This window comes from Streptomyces sp. BA2 (genome assembly GCF_009769735.1).
Classification (GTDB): Bacteria; Actinomycetota; Actinomycetes; order Streptomycetales; family Streptomycetaceae; genus Streptomyces.
Map to the genome: position 1 here is coordinate 851,069 of NZ_WSRO01000002.1, position 18,179 is coordinate 869,247.

At 74.6% G+C, this 18,179-nt stretch carries 4 protein-coding genes; 3 read left to right on the forward strand and 1 reads right to left on the reverse strand.

Going from position 1 to position 18,179, the window contains the following annotated elements:
• Positions 1-32: 32 nt before the first annotated feature.
• Positions 33-473, reverse strand: a complete 441-nt coding sequence (locus tag E5671_RS06790) for a nuclear transport factor 2 family protein (RefSeq protein ID WP_160502939.1) — start codon at positions 471-473, stop codon at positions 33-35.
• A gap of 574 nt (positions 474-1,047) precedes the next feature.
• Between E5671_RS06790 and E5671_RS06795 the strand changes: the two genes are divergently transcribed.
• From E5671_RS06795 to E5671_RS06805, 3 genes are all read left to right on the forward strand, one after another.
• Positions 1,048-1,953: an SAM-dependent methyltransferase gene (locus E5671_RS06795; RefSeq protein WP_336605685.1), complete on the forward strand. Its 906-nt coding sequence runs from the start codon at positions 1,048-1,050 to the stop codon at positions 1,951-1,953.
• 127 nt (positions 1,954-2,080) lie between these two features.
• Positions 2,081-7,156, forward strand: a complete 5,076-nt coding sequence (locus tag E5671_RS46975) for a type I polyketide synthase (RefSeq protein ID WP_160502940.1) — start codon at positions 2,081-2,083, stop codon at positions 7,154-7,156.
• Between the two features lie 69 nt (positions 7,157-7,225).
• A complete protein-coding gene (locus tag E5671_RS06805) occupies positions 7,226-18,163 on the forward strand; it encodes a type I polyketide synthase (protein ID WP_237330118.1) in 10,938 nt (3,645 codons plus the stop codon).
• Positions 18,164-18,179 lie beyond the last annotated feature (16 nt).

The following is an 18,179-nucleotide window of genomic DNA, read 5'->3' on the forward strand; positions in this document are numbered from 1 at the left end:
CGGCGAGTTTCCGTACGGCCGCTAAAGGGCCCCTAAGAATTGCCGAAGTCCCGGAGGCGCCGGCTCGGCGCTGTGTCGGGCATCGTGTGCAGTGACATGTCCGTATGGCCGCTGAAAACTCTCATGTGCCGGATGCGGCCGCTCGCGTCGATCCGCATAAGCGCAATCAGGGAGATCCGCAGGGACTTTCCCTCCGGTACCTGATCGGGGCGGAGTTCGGCGACGATCGGAAGGGCCACGTGCTCTCCGTCGAGGGCGGCGACGGGGGTGCCGGGGGTCTCGTGGACGCCGTAGGCCACCAGGCCGGCGAGGTGGGACCGGTAGGCGGCGCGGTCGGTGAACGTTTTGTCGCCGACCGGATCCTCGATGTGCGGCGGATCGGTGAAGAGGGAGAGGACTCCGTCCACGTCACCCTCGTTGATCCGCCGGCAGTACTCCAGGGCGATGTGTTTGCGCGCGGCCTCGTCCAGCATCGGGTGCTCCTCCCCTGACGGCGGTCCGGGCTCGTCCGGCCCGGGGAGCATGCTGGGCGCCGCCGCCAAAGGCACGCCAAAGCGTCAGGGCGCGCCCGGCTCGGACACGTCCCCGGCCGGCCAGTGGTGGCGGCGCCGCATCCGGTGCGTCGGTAGGCGGAGTCGGCGGCGGGACTCACCGGCGTACACCGGGGTCCAGTCCGCCGCGGCGCCCCGCAACCAGTCCGCGACCGGTTCGCGCGGTGCGGGCGACAGGGAGGCGGGTGGAGCTCCGACAGCGCCCAAGTCACCGGGTTCCGACCGTCAGTTGTGTCCTCGACATCGACGCCGACGGTGTGCTCCGAGACGGCGACGGCCGCCAGGCCTCCGCTGTGGGACACGGAGAAGCCGACGGATCTGCCGTCCCTCCCGTCGCCTCCCCCTGCGCGCGCCGGACCCCCTTCGTTCACTCCGGCATTGACGCGTCTAGACCGGACCAAGGCGGTCTTTAGAACCCGCCCCTAGCTTCCCGTTCGTCAGATGTGGGATTTCCGCGGCCGTCTCGGGCGCCCGATCGCAGAAAGGGAGCGCCGTCGTGAAGCTGTCGGCACTGTGGCAGGACATGCGGATGCTGGGGAACCTGTTCCTGGTTCGCACAACGTCAGACCCCGAGAAGAAGACCGCGCGGTTGTACGAGATGTACCCACCGGATCGGCTCGTGGTCGAGGACACTCACTACTACAACCTCGGCTACTGGAAGCCCGGTTGCACCACGCTGGACGAGGCCGCGGAGACGCTGGCCGACGTCGTGGCGGACACCGCGGAGTTCAAGCCCGACAACACGATCCTGGACGTCGGCTTCGGCTACGGCGACCAGGACTTCCACTGGATCGACCGGTACGGGCCGAGCAAGATCATCGGAATCAACATCACCAGGATCCACATCCGGATCGCCCAGGAACGGGCCCGCAAGCAGGGCCTGCAGGACCGGGTCGACTTCCGTGAGGGCTCGGCGACCGCGATCCCGCTGCCGGACAACAGCGTCGACAAGGTGGTGGCCCTGGAGTCGGCCTTCCACTTCGACACCCGCGCGGACTTCTTCGCCGAGGCGTTCCGTGTGCTGCGGCCCGGCGGTGTGCTGGTCACCGCCGACATCATCCCGATGGCGGGCGGCAAGGCCAAGGCCGACATCAGGTCCCACGCCATCAAGTGGATCCGCATCATGATCGACGACGCCAACTGGTACCCACGCGACCGCTACGGCGATCTGCTGACCTCCGCCGGCTTCGATGCCGTCGAGGTCCGCTCGATCCGGGACAACGTCTACGAGCAGTGGCGGCAGTACCACGTGCGCCGAGTGCAGGACCCGGCCTTCCAGCGCCGTTCCAGCAAGCTCTTCTACAAGATGGTCGCCCTCGCGCACCGCGACCAGGACCTGCTCACCGAGGAGCTGAAGTCGCTGGACTACGTGGTCGCCTCGGCCCGCAAGCCAGCCCTGTGACCACCGGCGGTCCGTGCCCCTGACCGGGCACGGGCCGCGTCCCGCCGAACGCAGTCCCACCGGTCCGCATCCGCCGCGCGGTTCCCTGCCCCGCAGGGCCCGCGGGCGCCGTTCCCGAAGGCGTTCCATGGCCAGCAACGAGGACAAGCTCCGCTCGTATCTGAAGGCGGTCACCACCGATCTGCAACAGACCCGGCAGCGGCTGCAGGCGATGGAGCAGCGCGAGCACGAGCCGATCGCGGTGATCGGGATGGCCTGCCGCTATCCCGGCGGGGCGGTGTCGCCGGAAGCCCTGTGGGAGCTGGTGGCGGCGGGACGGGACGCGATCGGCGAGTTCCCCGCCGACCGGGGCTGGGACCTGGAGGCCGTGTTCGACGCCGACCCCGACCGGGCCGGCACGAGCTACGCCCGCCGCGGTGGGTTCCTCTACGATCTGCCGGAATTCGACGCCGAGTTGTTCGGAGTGTCGCCGCGCGAGGCCATGGCGATGGATCCGCAGCAGCGGCTGCTTCTGGAACTGGCGTGGGAGGCGCTGGAGCGGGCCGGGATCGCGGCCGACCGGCTGCGCGGATCGGCCACCGGCGTGTTCGCGGGGGCGTCGGCGACGGACTACGGGCCGCGGCTGCACGAGGCGAGCGGCGGCGCCGAGGGCTACGTGCTGACCGGGACGACGCCCAGTGTCGTCTCAGGGCGGATCGCGTACACGCTCGGGCTCGAAGGGCCGGCCCTGACCGTGGACACGGCATGCTCGTCCTCGCTGGTGGCGGTGCACCTCGCGGCGCAGGCCCTGCGCCGGGGAGAGTGCGGGCTTGCGCTGGCGGGCGGTGCGACGGTGATGTCGACGCCGGGCATGTTCGTGGAGTTCTCACGGCAGCGCGGGCTGGCCTCCGACGGGCGCTGCAAGTCGTTCTCCGACGACGCCGACGGCACCGGCTGGGCCGAGGGGGCGGGTCTGCTCGTGCTCGAACGGCTCGGTGACGCCGTGGCGCAGGGGCATCCGGTGCTCGCCGTCATACGGGGCAGCGCGGTCAACTCCGACGGCGCCTCCAACGGGCTCACCGCGCCCAACGGCCCGTCCCAGCAGCGGGTCATCGCCCAGGCCCTCGCCGACGCGCACCTCACCGCGCGGCAGATCGACGCGGTGGAGGCGCACGGCACGGGCACGGCACTGGGCGACCCGATCGAGGCGCAGGCGCTGCTCGCGGCGTACGGGCCGGAGCACTCGGCCGAACAGCCGCTGTGGCTGGGGTCGGTGAAGTCCAACATCGGGCACACCCAGGCCGCGGCCGGCGTGGCGGGCATCATCAAGATGGTGCAGGCCATGCGGCACGGCCGTCTGCCGCGCACCCTGCATGCCGAGCGGCCCTCCCGGCACGTCGACTGGACGTCGGGCGGGGTGGCGCTGCTGGCGGCGGACACCGCGTGGCCGGAGGCGGACCGGCCCCGGCGCGCCGCGGTCTCGGCCTTCGGCATCAGCGGCACCAACGCGCACGTCGTCCTGGAACAGGCGCCGCGGCCGGTGGAGGCGGAGGAGGGCGGGGAGCGCGGGGAGCGCGGGGAGCGCGGCGTGAGCCCTGCGGAGCCGATCGACGAGCAGCGCGCGGGGGAGGCCGGGCAGGCCGCGCCCCGGCCGGTCGCGGCGAAGACCGGACGGCGCCCGGACGAGGAGGACCGAGCCCCCCGCACCGGGCTGTGGGTGCTGTCCGCCCGTTCGCAGGAGGCGTTGCGGGCCCGGGCCGTCGAGTTGGCGGACACCGTCCGCGGCGTGTCCGGGGTTCCGGTCGCCGACGTGGGGTGGTCGCTGGCGACGACCCGGGCGTCCTTCGAGGACCGGGCCGTGGTGCTGGGCGCCGGCCGGGACGAACTTGTGGAGGGCCTCGACGCCCTGGCCGTGGGCGGTACGTCGCCGCGACTGGTGCGCGGGCGGGCCGTGGCAGGTGCGGCGCGCCCGGTGTTCGTGTTCTCCGGTCAGGGCTCGCAGTGGTCCGGTATGGCGCTCGCGTTGTGGGACGCCGAGCCGGTGTTCGCCGCGTGGATGCGGCGCTGCGGAGAGGCCCTCGCACCACACACCGGCTGGGAGCTGCGGAGCATGCTGGACGCCCCCGCGGACGACGCGTGCTGGGGCCGCGACGACGTCGTACAGCCGCTGCTGTGGGCGGTGATGGTGTCGCTGGCCGAGTTGTGGCGGCACCACGGGGTTGCGCCGGCCGCGGTCGTGGGGCATTCGCAGGGCGAGTTCGCCGCGGCGGTGGTGGCGGGCGCGCTGTCCCTGGAGGACGGCGCCCGGCTGGTGGCCGCGCGCAGCAGGGTCGTGGGCGCGCTGTCCGGGCGCGGTGCCATGGCTACGGTGGCCCTGCCCGACGCGGAGGTGGAGCGCCAACTGGCCGAGCAGGGCGGCGAGATCGGTGTGGCGGCCGTCAACGGACCGTCGGCCACGGTGGTGGCCGGCGCCTCCGACGCGGTGGAGGCGTACTTGGCCCACTGCGCGCGGCAGGGTGTGCGGGCCCGCGCGGTGCCCATCGCGTACGCCTCGCACTCGGCGCTGGTCGAGCCCGTGCGCGAGGACATGCTGCGCGAGCTCTCCGGAGTGAGCGCGCGCGCCGGTTCGGTGCCGTTGTTCTCGACCGTCACCGGGGAGCTGCTGCCCACCGAGACCCTGGACGCCGCCTACTGGTACCGCAATCTGCGTTCTCCGGTGCTGTTCGCGCGGGCGGTGGAGCGGCTGCTGGACGCGGGACACACCGTGTTCCTGGAGATGAGCCCCCACCCGGTGCTGGCACCGGCCGTCGAGGAGTGCCTCGACGCGACCGGGACCGACGGCCGGGCACTGGGCACGCTGCGCCGCGGCGAGGGCGGTGAACCACGGTTCCGGCAGGCGCTCGCGGAGGCGTACGCCGCCGGTGTGGTGCCCGACTGGCAGGCAGTCTTCCCCGGCGCGCGGGCCGTGCCCTTGCCTACGTACCCGTTCCGGCGCCGCCGCTACTGGCTCGCCGACCGGGCCGAGAGCGAGCCGGGGCCGACCCGCGGACACGATGGTGACGACCGGTTCTGGGACCTGGTGGAGCGGGCGGACGCCGCCGCGCTGCGCCGGGAGCTGCCGGGGGTCGGTGAGGACGCGCTGCGCGAGGTGGTCCCGGCGCTGCACGAATGGCGCGGCCGAACCCGCGCCGACGCCGCGCTCGCCGGCCTGCGCTACGAGGTGGTGTGGCGCCCCGTCGCGGAACGGCCGGCCGCGGGATGCACCGGGCACTGGCTGCTTGTGACCCCGGGCGCACCATCCGGACAGCGGTCCGCCGACTGGGCCGAGGCGGCCCACGACGCCCTGGCCGCCCGGGGTGCGCGGGTCACGGAGCTGGAGCTGACCGGCCTGGGACCGGACGACCGCGCGGCGATCGCGCGGCGGGTGGCGGAGGCGTCGGCGGGCGGGCCGGTCGAGGGGATCCTGTCGCTGCTGGCGCTGGACGAGCGGCCGCATCCGGCACACGGCGCGCTGCCGTCCGGAGTGGCCGGGCTGCTCGGACTCGTGCAGGCTCTGGCCGACCTCGGGACGGACGTTCCGCTCTGGTCGTTGACCCGTGCCGCGGTGAGTGCCTTCGACGGTGATCCGCTGCTGCATCCCGTCCAGGCGCAGACCTGGGGTCTGGGCCGGGTGGTGGCCTTGGAACAGCCCCGGATGTGGGGCGGTCTGATCGATCTGCCGCCCGACCCCGGCGCCGAGGAGTGGCAGCGGCTGTGCACCGTCCTGTCGGGCGGGGCCGGTGAGGAGGACCAGCTCGCGATCCGCCCGGGCGGCGTCCGGGTACGCCGGCTGGTCCCCGCCCCGGTGCCCGCCGGGGGTCCGGTGTGGCGGCCGGGCGGCACGGTTGTGGTCACCGGCGGCTCCGGGGCGCTCGCGCCGCACCTGGCGCGCTGGCTCGCCGACGCCGGTGCCGAGCACGTCGTCCTGGCCAGCCGTCGTGGGCCCGACGCACCCGGCCATGCGGCGCGCGCCGCCGAACTCGCCGCGCACGGCGCCCGGGTGACGGCGCTGTCCTGCGACATCACGGACCGGGAGTCGGTGCGGGCGCTGCTGCGGGAGGCCGCCGCGCTGGGCGGGGGCCCGGTGCGCGCGGTGGTGCACGCGGCCACGGCCACCCGGCTCGCGCCGCTGTCCGCCACGGGTGCCGCCGAGCTGGCCGACGTGCTGGCGGCGAAGACGCTCGGAGCGGTGCACCTGGCGGAAGTCGCGGATGCCGACGGCTCGCCGGAGCTGGTGTTCTTCTCCTCCATCGCCGCTGTCTGGGGCAGCGGCGAGCACGGCGCGTACGGGGCGGCGAACGCGTTCCTCGACGCGTACGCCGAGCAGCTGCGGCAGCGGGGCCGCACCGCCACGGCGGTCGCCTTCGGCGCGTGGCGCAGCGACGAATTGCCCGAGGAACTGGACGAGGCGCAGCTGGAGCGGCAGGGCCTGCCCCTGCTGGAGCCGCGGCTCGCGCTGGCCGGACTCGGCCGGGAACTGGCCGCCGGCGGTGGACGTCCGGTGGCCCTGGTCGACGTGCGCTGGGAGACCTTCGCGCCGGTGTTCGCCTCGGCCCGGCCCCGGCCGCTGCTCGACGAGATCCCCGCGGCGCGCGGCGCGTTGGAGCGTGCCGCGAACCCGGAGGCCGCGGGTGGGGGCGTCGACGCGGAGCGGCTGCGGCGGCTGGCCCGGCTGCCCGAGGCGGCCCGTGCCCGGGAGGTGCTGGACGTGGTGACCGCGGAGGTGTCCGCGGTGCTGGGCCACTCCCCCGCAGACCGCCCCAGTCCGGAACGGACGTTCAAGGAGCTGGGGTTCGACTCGCTCACCGCGGTGGCTTTGCGCAACCGGCTGCGTGCGGCGACCGGGCTGGTGCTGCCCGTGACGCTCGTCTTCGACCACCCCAGTCCGCAGGCGCTGGCCCGGTTCCTGACGGGCCGTCTGGGCGAGGACGGCGCGAGTGCGCCGGCCGGGTCGGTGCACGAGGAACTGAACCGGCTGACCGCCGCCCTGGAGGCGGCGCCCGTGGCGGCCGGGGAGCGGACGGCCGTACGCGACCGGCTGCTGGCACTGGCCGACACGCTCGTCCCGCTGCCCTTCGGAGGCGGCCCCGGCGGCGTCGAAGCGGACCTCGACGAGGCCAGCACCGACGACCTGCTGAAGATCATCGACCACGAGTTCGGCGCCGACGGCATCGGCGTCGACTGAACCGCAACCGACGCGACGTCACCGGCCGACCGTAGCCGGAAGCGGCGGACGAAAGGAGCTGTCCAGGCCATGGCCGAGGAAGACAAGCTGCGCGACTACCTCAAGCGGCTCACGGCCGATCTGCGCCGGACCACCCGCAGGCTCCGGGAGTTGGAGGAGCAGCGGCGGGAGCCGGTCGCGGTCGTCGGCATGGCCTGCCGCTACCCCGGCGGCGCGCACTCCCCGGAGGAGCTGTGGGAGCTGCTGCGGGACGGCCGGGACGTCATCTCGGCGATGCCCGCGAACCGCGACTGGCACCTGGACGACCACTTCGACCCCGACCCCGGCCGGCCCCACACCTCGTACGTGCGTGAGGGCGGGTTCCTGGACGACGTGTCCGGGTTCGACGCGCCCTTCTTCGGCATCTCGCCGCGTGAGGCCCTCGCCATGGATCCGCAGCAGCGGCTGCTGCTGGAACTGGCCTGGGAGAGCGCGGAGCGGGCCGGTATCGATCCGCACGCGCTGCGCGGCACCTCCACCGGCGTGTTCGTCGGCAGCAATCCCACCGAGTACGGCGGTCTCCTCGGGGACGCCCCGGCCGGGGTCGGCGGGCATCTGCTGACCGGCACGGTCCTGAGCGTGCTGTCCGGCCGCCTCGCCTACACCCTCGGTCTGGAGGGGCCGTCGGTGAGCGTGGACACCGCCTGCTCCACGTCGCTGACCGCGGTGCACCTGGCGGTGCAGGCATTGCGCCGCGGGGAGTGCGCGATGGCGCTGGCCGGCGGGGCGACGGTCTTCTCGACGGTGGGGCCGTTCACCGAGATGAGCCGGCAGCGGGTGCTGGCCGCGGACGGCCGGTGCAAGGCCTTCGGCGCCGGTGCCGACGGCATGGGCATGGCCGAGGGTGCGGGCATGGTGCTCCTGGAACCGCTGGGCGAGGCCCGCCGCAGGGGGCACCGGGTGCTGGCGGTGATCCGGGGCAGCGCGGTCAACTCCGACGGTTCCTCGAACGGGCTGACGGCGCCCAGTGGGCGTGCGCAGGAGAAGGTGATCCGGGCGGCCCTGGCCGACGCGGGCCTGGCCGCCGCAGACGTGGACGCGGTCGAGGCGCACGGCACCGGGACCGAACTGGGCGATCCGATCGAGGCGCAGGCGCTGCTGGAGACGTACGGGCGCGGCCGCGGTATCTCGGGTGCGCCGCTGTGGCTGGGGTCGGTGAAGTCGAACATCGGGCACACCCAGGCCGCCGCGGGCGTGGCCGGACTGATCAAGCTGGTGCTGGCACTGGGACATAAGGAGCTGCCCCGCACGCTGCACGCTCACTCGCCCAGCCCGCACATCGAGTGGGATCCGGCCGCGCTGGCCCTGTTGAACGAGCCGGTGCCATGGCGGGAGAACGGCCGCCCGCGGCGCGCGGCGGTGTCGGCGTTCGGCATCAGCGGGACCAACGCGCACGTGATCGTCGAGCAGGCGCCCGCCGAGGACGAGCAGCCGGCGTCCCCCGACCGGATTCCCGCCTCCGGCCCCGCGGGCACGGGACCGGCCCTGCCCTGGCTGGTCTCCGGTGCGAGCGCGGACGGGCTGCGGGCCCAGGCCGTCCGACTGGCCGGCCATCTGCGGGCCCACCCGGAGCCGGGGGACGACGACGTGGCGCACGCGCTGGCGACGGGCCGGGCCGCCCTCGGGCACCGCGCGGTGCTGCTGGGCCACGACCGCCACGAGCGGCTGGCCCAGTTGGACGCGCTCGGCCGGGGCGAGCCGGCCGGCGGGCTGGTCACGGGCGTCCGGCAGAGCGGGCGCATCGCGTTCCTCTACCCGGGGCAGGGCAGCCAGCGTCCCGGCATGGGGCGGGAGTTGTACACGGCGTTTCCGGAGTTCGCCGAGGCGCTGGACGAGGTGTGCGCGGCGCTGGACGAGCATCTCGACGTACCCGTGCGGGACGTGCTGTTCGCCGAGGCGGGCACTGAGCAGGCCGCCCTGCTCGACCACACCCTCTACACGCAGCCGGCGCTGTTCGCGGTGCACACCGCGCTGACCCGCCTGCTCCGGGCGTGGGGCATCCGGCCGGATCACCTCATCGGGCATTCGGTCGGGGAGCTTTCCGCCGCCCACCTCGCCGGAGTGCTCCCCCTGCCGGTGGCGGCCGACATGGTCGCGACCCGTGCCAAGCTCCTCCACACCCTCCCCGCGGGCACCGGCATGCTCGCCGTGCTCTGCGGCCCGGAGCCGTTGGCGGAGTACCTCGCGCGGCATCCACGGGCGGAGGCCGCCGCCCACAACGCGCCCGCCGCCACCACTCTCGCCGGGCCGAGCGACGTCCTGGACCAGGTGGCCGGCGAGTTGACGGCCGCCGGGATCCGCACTCGGGCGCTGAAGGTCGCCCACGCCTTCCACAGCGCCCACACCGACCCCGTCCTGAGGGCCTACGGCGATCATCTGGCCGGGCTGTTCGCCCGCCACCCCCTCGGCGTCGCCGACATCCCGGTGATCTCCAACGTCACCGGAGCCACCGCGACCACCGAGCAGCACCACGACCCCTGCTACTGGGCACGGCACATCCGCATGCCCGTCCGCTTCCACCAAGGCGTCACCGACCTGCTCGGCCACGGTGTCACCGGCTTCCTGGAGCTGGGCCCGGACACCACACTCGGCCCCCTGGTCCAAGCGGTCCTCGACGGCGCGGACCCGGCGGCGGACGATCCCGAGCCGGTCGTCGTGACATCGGCGCAGCGGCGCGACCACCCCGAGGCTCCGGCCCTGCTGACGGCTGTCGCTCGGCTGCAGGCACACGGGACGGACGTCGACTGGCGCCCGTTGTTCGCCGGCCGGGACATCCGCCGGGTCGACCTGCCCGCCTACGCGTTCCAGCGACGCACGTACTGGCTGGCGCCGGCCGCACCGAGCGGCACACAGCCCGGAGTACGGGCCACCCGCCACCCCCTGCTCGGAGCGGTACTGGAGGTCGCGGATCCGGAGCGGCCGGGCACTCTGTTCACCGGCCGCGTCAGCACCCGCGCACCGGGCTGGCTGGCCGACCACGTGCTCGGTGAGGCGGTGGTACTGCCGGGCACGGCCACGGCGGAGATCGCCCTGTGCGCCGCCCGGCACGCGGGCGGTTCCCAGGTGGAGGAACTGACCCTGCGTTCCCCGGTGGTGGTGCCGGACGGCGGCGCCCTGGAGATCCAGGTGGGCGTGGGCGCGCCGGCGGCCGACGGCCGCCGAACGCTGACCTTCTCCACCCGCCCCGAGCCGGACGCACACGACGGCTCCGCCGAACCGGACGCCGATGACGCCGATGGCGCCGATGGCGCCGATGGCGCCGATGGCGCCGAGTGGAGCCTGCACGCCACCGCCACTCTGGCGACCGAGCCGCCCGACACCCCGGCTCCGTGGGACGGCGGCGGTGCCTGGCCCCCCGCGGGCGCGACGGCCGTACCGCTGGAGGACCTCTACGAGCGACTGCACGACCGAGGGATGCGCTTCGGCCCGGCCTTCCGCTCGCTGCGCGCCGTCTGGAAGCTGGGCGAGCACCTCTACGCCGACCTGGCCCTGCCCGGCGACCGGCACACGGATCTGGAGGAGTACGGCGTCCACCCGGCGCTGCTGGACGCCGCGTTGCACACCATGGGCCTGCTGGACGCGACGGGGACGGGCCTGCGGCTGCCGTTCGCCTGGTCCGGCGTACGGCTCCTCGGACGGGCCGGGGCATCCCGGCTGCGCGCCCGGGTGACACCGACCGGCCCGGACACCCTGGCCCTGGATCTCGCCGGCACCGACGGCACTCCGGTGCTCAGAGCGGATGAGGTGACACTGCGTCCGGTCCCGGCGGCGGGCCTGGGCGCCGTACCGGATCCGCTGTACGGGGTGGAGTGGCGGGAGCTCACCGTGCCCGGGGGCCAGGCGGTGGCCCCGGCCCCGCTGTGGGAGACGGGCCTCGACACGTACGCCGAGCCGCCCGCCGGCACGGACGAGCCCGGCACCCTGGTGGTGCGATGCCCGGCGGGCGGCGGGGACAGCGACGGTTCCACCGCCGAACGGGCGCGGACCACCGCGGCCCGCGCGCTGACCGTTCTGCAGAACTGGCTCGCCGACGACCGGCCCGCGACGAGCCGCCTCGTGATGGTCACCCGCGGCGCGGTGGGAACGGGCCCGGACGAGGACGTACCCGCACTGGACACGGCCCCGCTGTGGGGGCTGCTGCGGTCGGCGCAGTCCGAGCACCCCGACCGGATCGTGCTGATCGACGACGACCCCTCCGGCGCCCCCTCCGACGGGGTCTCCGGATCCGTCTCCGTGGCCGAAGCGGTGCGTCACGCGCTCACCGCCGGCGAACCGCAGGTCGCGATGCGTGGCGACCGCCTCCTTGTCCCCCGGCTCACCCGCATCACCGCGGACGGCCCGCCGCCGGCCCTGGACCCCGAGGGCACCGTCCTCGTCACCGGGGCGAGCGGCGCGCTCGGCGGGCAGGTCGCCACCCACCTGGTGGCCGCGCACGGCGTACGCCGGCTGCTGCTGGTCAGCCGGCGCGGCGAGGCCGCCGAGTCCGCTCCGGTCCTGCGCGGCGAACTCATCGCGCTCGGCGCCGAGGTGACGTTCGCGGCCTGCGACGTCGCCGACCCGCAGGCGCTGGCCGACACGCTGGCGCTGATCCCGGCGGAGCATCCGCTCACCGCCGTGGTGCACGCGGCGGGTGTCCTGGACGACGCGACCGTCACCGAGCTGACGCCCGGTCAACTCGACGCCGTGCTGCGGCCGAAGACGGACGGCGCCTGGCACCTGCACCGGCTGACGGCGGACCGCCCCCCGGCGGCGTTCGTGCTGTTCTCCTCGTTCGCGTCGGTGATCGGCACCCCCGGCCAGGCCAACTACGCCGCCGCCAACAGTTTCCTCGACGCCCTCGCCCAGCACCGCCGGGCCGGGGGGCTGCCCGCTGTCAGCCTCGCCTGGGGTCTGTGGGACCAGGGCGGGATGGGCGAGAGCCTGGACCGGGCGGGACGGGCCCGGATCGCCCGCGCCGGTGTCCGCGCGATGCCCGCGGACCGGGCTCTGGCGCTGCTGGACGCGGCGCTGCGCAGCCCAGCCGCGCTGACCGCGCCGGTGCTCCTGGACCGCCAGGCGCTGCGCGCGCAGTCCCGGAACGCGACCCTTTCGGCGGTCCTGCGCTCCGTGGCGCCCACGCCTCAGCCGGCAGCCGCGCATGCGACGGACACCCGACCGGAGGCCTCCCCCACCGGGTCGGGCATCAGCGCGCTCGGCGGACCCGAACGGGACCGTGCCCTGCTCGCACTGGTTCGGCGTACGACCGCGGTGGCGCTCAACCTCCCCGAGGGGGAGTCGGTGAGCCCCGGCCAGTCCTTCCGCGACCTGGGGGTCGACTCACTCACCGGGGTGGACATACGCAACCAGTTGAGCGCCGCGACGGGACTGCGCGTGCCGGCCACGGCGGTCTTCGACCATCCCACGCCGCAGGCCCTCGCCGACTGGCTCGGGACCGAACTGTCCGGCCCCACCGCAGGTGTGGTGCAACCGGTGACCACGACCCGCGCCCCGGACGACGACCCCATCGCGGTGGTCTCCATGGCCTGCCGCTACCCCGGCGGCGTGGACTCGCCCGACGCCCTGTGGGACCTGCTGCGCCGGGGCGGGGAGGGCATCAGCACCTTCCCGGAGAACCGCGGCTGGCCCGGCGAGGCGATCTTCGACCCGAGCGGTGAACGGCCCGGCACGACCTATACGCGCGCGGGCGCCTTCCTGCACGAGGCCGACCGGTTCGACGCGGAGTTCTTCGGCATCTCGCCGCGCGAGGCGGCCTCCATGGACCCGCAGCAGCGGCTGCTCCTGGAACTGTGCTGGGAGACCCTGGAGAGCGCAGGCATCCCCGCCGACCGGCTCCGCGGCTCGGCCACCGGCGTCTTCGCCGGGATCATGTACAGCGACTACGGCGGCCGACTGCTGCTGCGCACCCCCGCCGAGTACGAGGGGTACGTGGGCAACGGCAGCGCCCCGAGCGTGGCGTCCGGGCGTGTCGCCTACACCTTCGGCTTCGAGGGCCCGGCCCTGACCGTCGACACGGCCTGCTCTTCCTCCCTCGTCGCTCTGCACCTGGCCGCGCAGTCGCTCCGCAACGGCGAGTGCGAACTGGCCCTGGCGGGCGGCGCGACGGTGATGGCCACCCCGGCGGTCTTCGTGGAGTTCTCCCGGCAGCGCGGACTCGCGCCCGACGGCCGCTGCAAGTCCTTCTCGGACACGGCCGACGGCACCGGCTGGGGCGAGGGCGCCGGCCTGCTGCTGCTGGAACGGCTGTCCGACGCGCGGCGCAACGGCCACCCCGTACTCGCGGTGCTGCGCGGCTCGGCCGTCAACCAGGACGGCGCCTCCAACGGCCTGACCGCCCCCAACGGCCCTTCCCAGCAGCGCGTCATCAAGCAGGCCCTGCTCAACGCCCGGCTGACGGCCGCCGAGGTGGACGCCGTCGAGGCCCACGGTACGGGCACCACACTGGGCGACCCCATCGAGGCGCAGGCGCTACTGGCGACGTACGGGCGGGAACACACCGCCGACCAGCCGCTGTGGCTGGGGTCGGTCAAGTCCAACCTGGGACACACGCAGGCCGCGGCCGGTGTCGCGGGTGTGATGAAGATGATCCTGGCCATGCGCCACGGCGTGCTGCCGCGCACGCTGCACGCGGACCGGCCGTCGCGCCATGTCGACTGGGACACCGGGGCCGTCGCGCTGCTCACCGAACAGCGCGACTGGTCGCGCGCCGGGTCGGAACGACCGCGGCGGGCCGGGGTGTCGGCCTTCGGCATCAGCGGGACGAACGCGCATGTAATCGTGGAGGAGGCACCAGGGGCCGGGAGCGGAGCAGCGGGAGACGCCGGTCGGGGCATCGGCACGGGGGTGTCGCCCGGCTCCGGCTCTGCGGGCGAACAGTCCGCGGCGGCGGCGGTGTCCGGTCCCGTCGTGCCGTGGCTGGTCTCGGGGGCGACCCCGGACGGGCTGAGTGCCCAGGCCACGCGACTGGCCGATCACGTTCAGGCCCGCCCCGAGCTGGACCCGCAGAACGTGGCCTGGTCGCTCGCGTCCCGCCGCACCGCCCTGCCGTACCGCGCCACGGTGCTCGGCCGTGACCGTACGGAACTCCTCGACGGGCTGCGGACGGTGGCCCGGGGCGGGTCGGCGGCCGCCGCCGGGGTGATCCGCACGGAGACCGAGCCGAAACCCGGCGCGCTCGTGTTCATGTACTCCGGCCAGGGCAGCCAGCGCCCCGGCATGGGAGCGCAACTGTACGGCGCACTCCCGGTGTTCGCCGAGGCACTGGACGAGATGTGCGCGGCGCTGGACGACCACCTCGACGTACCGCTGCGCGAGGTGCTGTTCGCGGAGGCGGGCACCGAACGGGCCGCGCTGCTGGACCAGACCCTGTACACCCAGACCGGTCTGTTTGCCCTGCACACGGCACTCACCCGGCAGTTGGAGGCGTGGGGAGTCCGTCCGGACCATCTGATCGGCCACTCCATCGGCGAACTCTCCGCCGCCCACATCGCCGGCGCCCTGCCCCTCCCCACCGCCGCCCGCCTCGTCGCCACCCGCGCTTCCCTGATGCAGCGGCTCCCACGTCACACCGGCGGAATGCTGGCCGTGCAGGCGGATGCGGACGCCCTCGCCGACGCTCTGCTGCGGCATCCCGAGGTGGAGATCGCCGCGTACAACTCCCCCACGGCGACCGTGCTCGCCGGTCCGGTCCCGGCCCTGACCGCGCTCGCCGAGGAGCTGCGCACCGCCGGCATCCGCACCCGCGCCCTCAAGGTCGGCCATGCCTTCCACTCCGCGCAGATGGACCCCGTCCTGGACGAGTTCACCGGCGCCGCGGCAGAGCTGACCCTTCGCCCGCCGACCCTGCCGGTCGTCTCGAACATCACCGGCACCGAGGCCACGGCGGAACAACTCACCGATCCCGCCTACTGGTCCGAGCACATCCGCCGCCCGGTCCGCTTCCGGCAGGGCATCACCCATCTCCTCAGCGAGGGCGCCACCACGTTCCTGGAGATCGGCCCCGACGCCACGTTGACGGCCCTGACGCGGGCGATCCTGCCGGGAGGGGAGTCTCACACGGCGATCGCGGCGCTGCGGCCGGCCCGCACGACCGCCGAGGCGACGCCCGACGAACCCACGGCCCTGTCGCACGCCCTGGCCACCCTCCACGCCCATGGCACCGGCCCGAACTGGGCGGATGTCCTGCGCCCCGCCCGGCCCGTGGACCTGCCTACGTACGCCTTCCGGCACCGGCGTCACTGGATCGACCCGGTGGACCCGGTGGACCCGGTGGACCCCGCGGAGGAGGACCGCGCGGCGGCCGCGGCGCAGTCCGGGCTGCACTACCGGGCGGCCTGGACCCGACTGCCGCGCGGCGGGAACGCCCGCCTGGAAGGGACGTGGCTGCTGGTCCTGCCGCAGGACGGACACGCGGGCGAATGGGCGGAGTTCTGCGCCCGGGCCCTCCGGGACGCCGGGGCGCGGATCGCCACTCTGGAGACCAACCCGGGCGGGACGGAGCGGGCGGAACTGACCGGTCGTATCACCGCGCGGATCGCCGAGGAGGGCGGCACGGACGGCGGCACGGAGGGCGGCCGCGTCAACGGCGTGCTGTCCCTGCTCGCCCTGGTCCGGGAGACCGGCCAGGGCGTGCCGGCCGGGCTCACCGCCACGATCGCGCTCACCCAGGCACTCGGCGACGCGGGCGTCCAGGCTCCGCTGTGGGCCGTCACCCGGCAGGCCGTCTCCGTGGACGAGGGCGAGCTGCTCGCCGATCCGGACGCGGCCCTGGTGTGGGGGTTCGGCAGGGTCGCGGCACTCGAAGCGCCCGCTCGATGGGGCGGGTTGATCGACCTGCCCGCTACTCCGGAAGACCTCGGTACGCGCGGACGGGAGGAACTCGTCCGCGTGCTGGGGCCGATGGACTCGGGGGATGCGGCCGGCGGAGCGGCGCCCGAGGACCAGGTCGCCTTGCGGGGGGACGGGGCGCGCGTACGGCGGGTCAGGCGTATGACGCCGGGGGGGTCGGTGTCCCAGTCTGCACCGGCCCCGGCCCCGGAGCCGGAGCCGATGTCCGAGGCGACGGTCGCGGCAGCGTCCGGGGCCGGGGCCGGGGCCGGGGCCGGGGCCGGGGCCGGGGCCGGGGCCGGGGCCGGGGCCGGGGCCGCGGTGGGGGCCGGGGCCGCGGTGGGGGCCGGGGCCGCGGTGGGGGCCGGGGCCGCGGTGGGGGCCGGGGCCGCGGTGGGGGCCGGGGCCGCGGTGGGGGCCGGGGCCGCGGTGGGGGCCAAGTCGACATCTGAGGCGACGCCCCAGTCGGGATCCGGGGCGACATCCGAGGTGGCGCCCCAGTCGGGATCCGAAGCAACATCCGACGCGACGCCCGCGCCGGCATCCCAGGCGATGCCCACGACGTCGGACGGGCCCTGGCCACCACGCGGCACCGTCCTGATCACCGGCGGCACCGGAGGTCTCGGCGCCCATGCGGCCCGATGGCTGGCCGCGAACGGTGCCGAACACCTGCTGCTGGTGAGCCGCCGTGGTCCGGACGCCCCGGGCGCGGACGCGTTGCGGGCCGAACTCGCCGAGGCCGGCGCCGCCGTGACCATCAGCGCCTGCGATGTCACCGACCGGTCGGCGCTCGCCGCGCTGCTGGACGCCGTACCGACCGAGACCCCGCTCACGGCGGTGGTCCACACGGCCGGCGTAAGCGTCGACCGTCCCTTGGACGAACTGGACGCCCGGCACGTGGCGGACGTCCTGGGCCCGAAGGCCCTAGCGGCCCGCCATCTGCACGAACTGACCCGGCAACCGGACGGCGCCGGCCGGCTGAGCGCCTTCGTGCTGTTCTCCTCGACCGCCGGGGTGTGGGGCAGCGGCGGGCAGAGCGCGTACGCCGCCGGAAACGCCTACCTCGACGCGCTCGCTGAGCACCGCCACGCCCTCGGTCTGCCCGCCACCGCGGTCGCGTGGGGCGCCTGGAGCGGCGGTGGCATGGCCGACACCGAGGAGAACACACGACGCCTGCGCCGCCGCGGCATCCGGGGCCTCGATCCGCGGACGGCCGTGGCGGCGCTGGCCGAGGCCGTACGCGGTCGAGAGCCGCACCTCACCATCGCTGACATCGACTGGGCAACCTTCGCCCTGGCCTTCACCTCCCGCCGTCCCAGCCCGCTGCTCGCCGAACTACCGGACGTGCGGGAGGCCTTGGCGGAGCCAACCGGCCGGAACGCACAGGCCTCGGCGAATCCGCGGACGGACACGGACACGGACACGGACCCCGGTACGCGACTGCGCGCGCGTCTGACCGGACTGTCGTCCGAGGAACGGCACCGAGTCCTGCTGGAGTTGGTCCGAACGCAGGTCGCCGGCGTGCTCGGGCACGTCTCGCTGGACGGCGTGCGCCCCGGGAAGCCGTTCAACGCCCTGGGCTTCGACTCGCTCACGGCCGTCGAGCTGCGCAACCGCGTCAATGCCGAAACGGGCCTGAGCCTTCCGACGACCGTGGTCTTCGACCATCCGACGCCGGACGCCCTCGCCGAGTGTCTGCGCTCCGAACTCGGCGGCCCCGTCGCCACCGGCGCGTCCCTGCTGGCCGACCTGGAACGCCTCGACACCGCGTTCACCGGCGACGCGCTGGAGGACGCGGAGGTACGTCGCGGGGCCGCGGAGCGGCTGCGGCGGATGCTGGAACGGCTCAACGAGACGTCGCCGTACGAAGGTTCCGGCGCAGGCGGCGCTGCCGCAAACGGGTCGGTCGGCGGTTCCGGCAACGGCTCTCATAACGGGACCGGCGACGGTTCGCACAGCGGTTCCGGCGACGGTCCTCACAGCAGGACCGGTGGCAGTCCTCACAACGGGACCAGCGGCAGTCCTCACAACGGGACCAGCGGCGAGCACCGGGACGCTTCCGCCGAGCGGCAGAACCGCGATCTGGAGTCCGCCTCCGTCGACGACCTCCTCGACATCATCCAGACGGAGTTCGGCAAGTCGTGACTCCCGTCGACCACCA

Coding starts and splice junctions, on each gene's coding strand:
- E5671_RS06790 (WP_160502939.1), bottom strand. CDS start 473: ATGCTGGACGAGGCCGCGCGCAAACACATCGCCCTGGAGTACTGCCGG.
- E5671_RS46975 (WP_160502940.1), top strand. CDS start 2,081: ATGGCCAGCAACGAGGACAAGCTCCGCTCGTATCTGAAGGCGGTCACC.
- E5671_RS06805 (WP_237330118.1), top strand. CDS start 7,226: ATGGCCGAGGAAGACAAGCTGCGCGACTACCTCAAGCGGCTCACGGCC.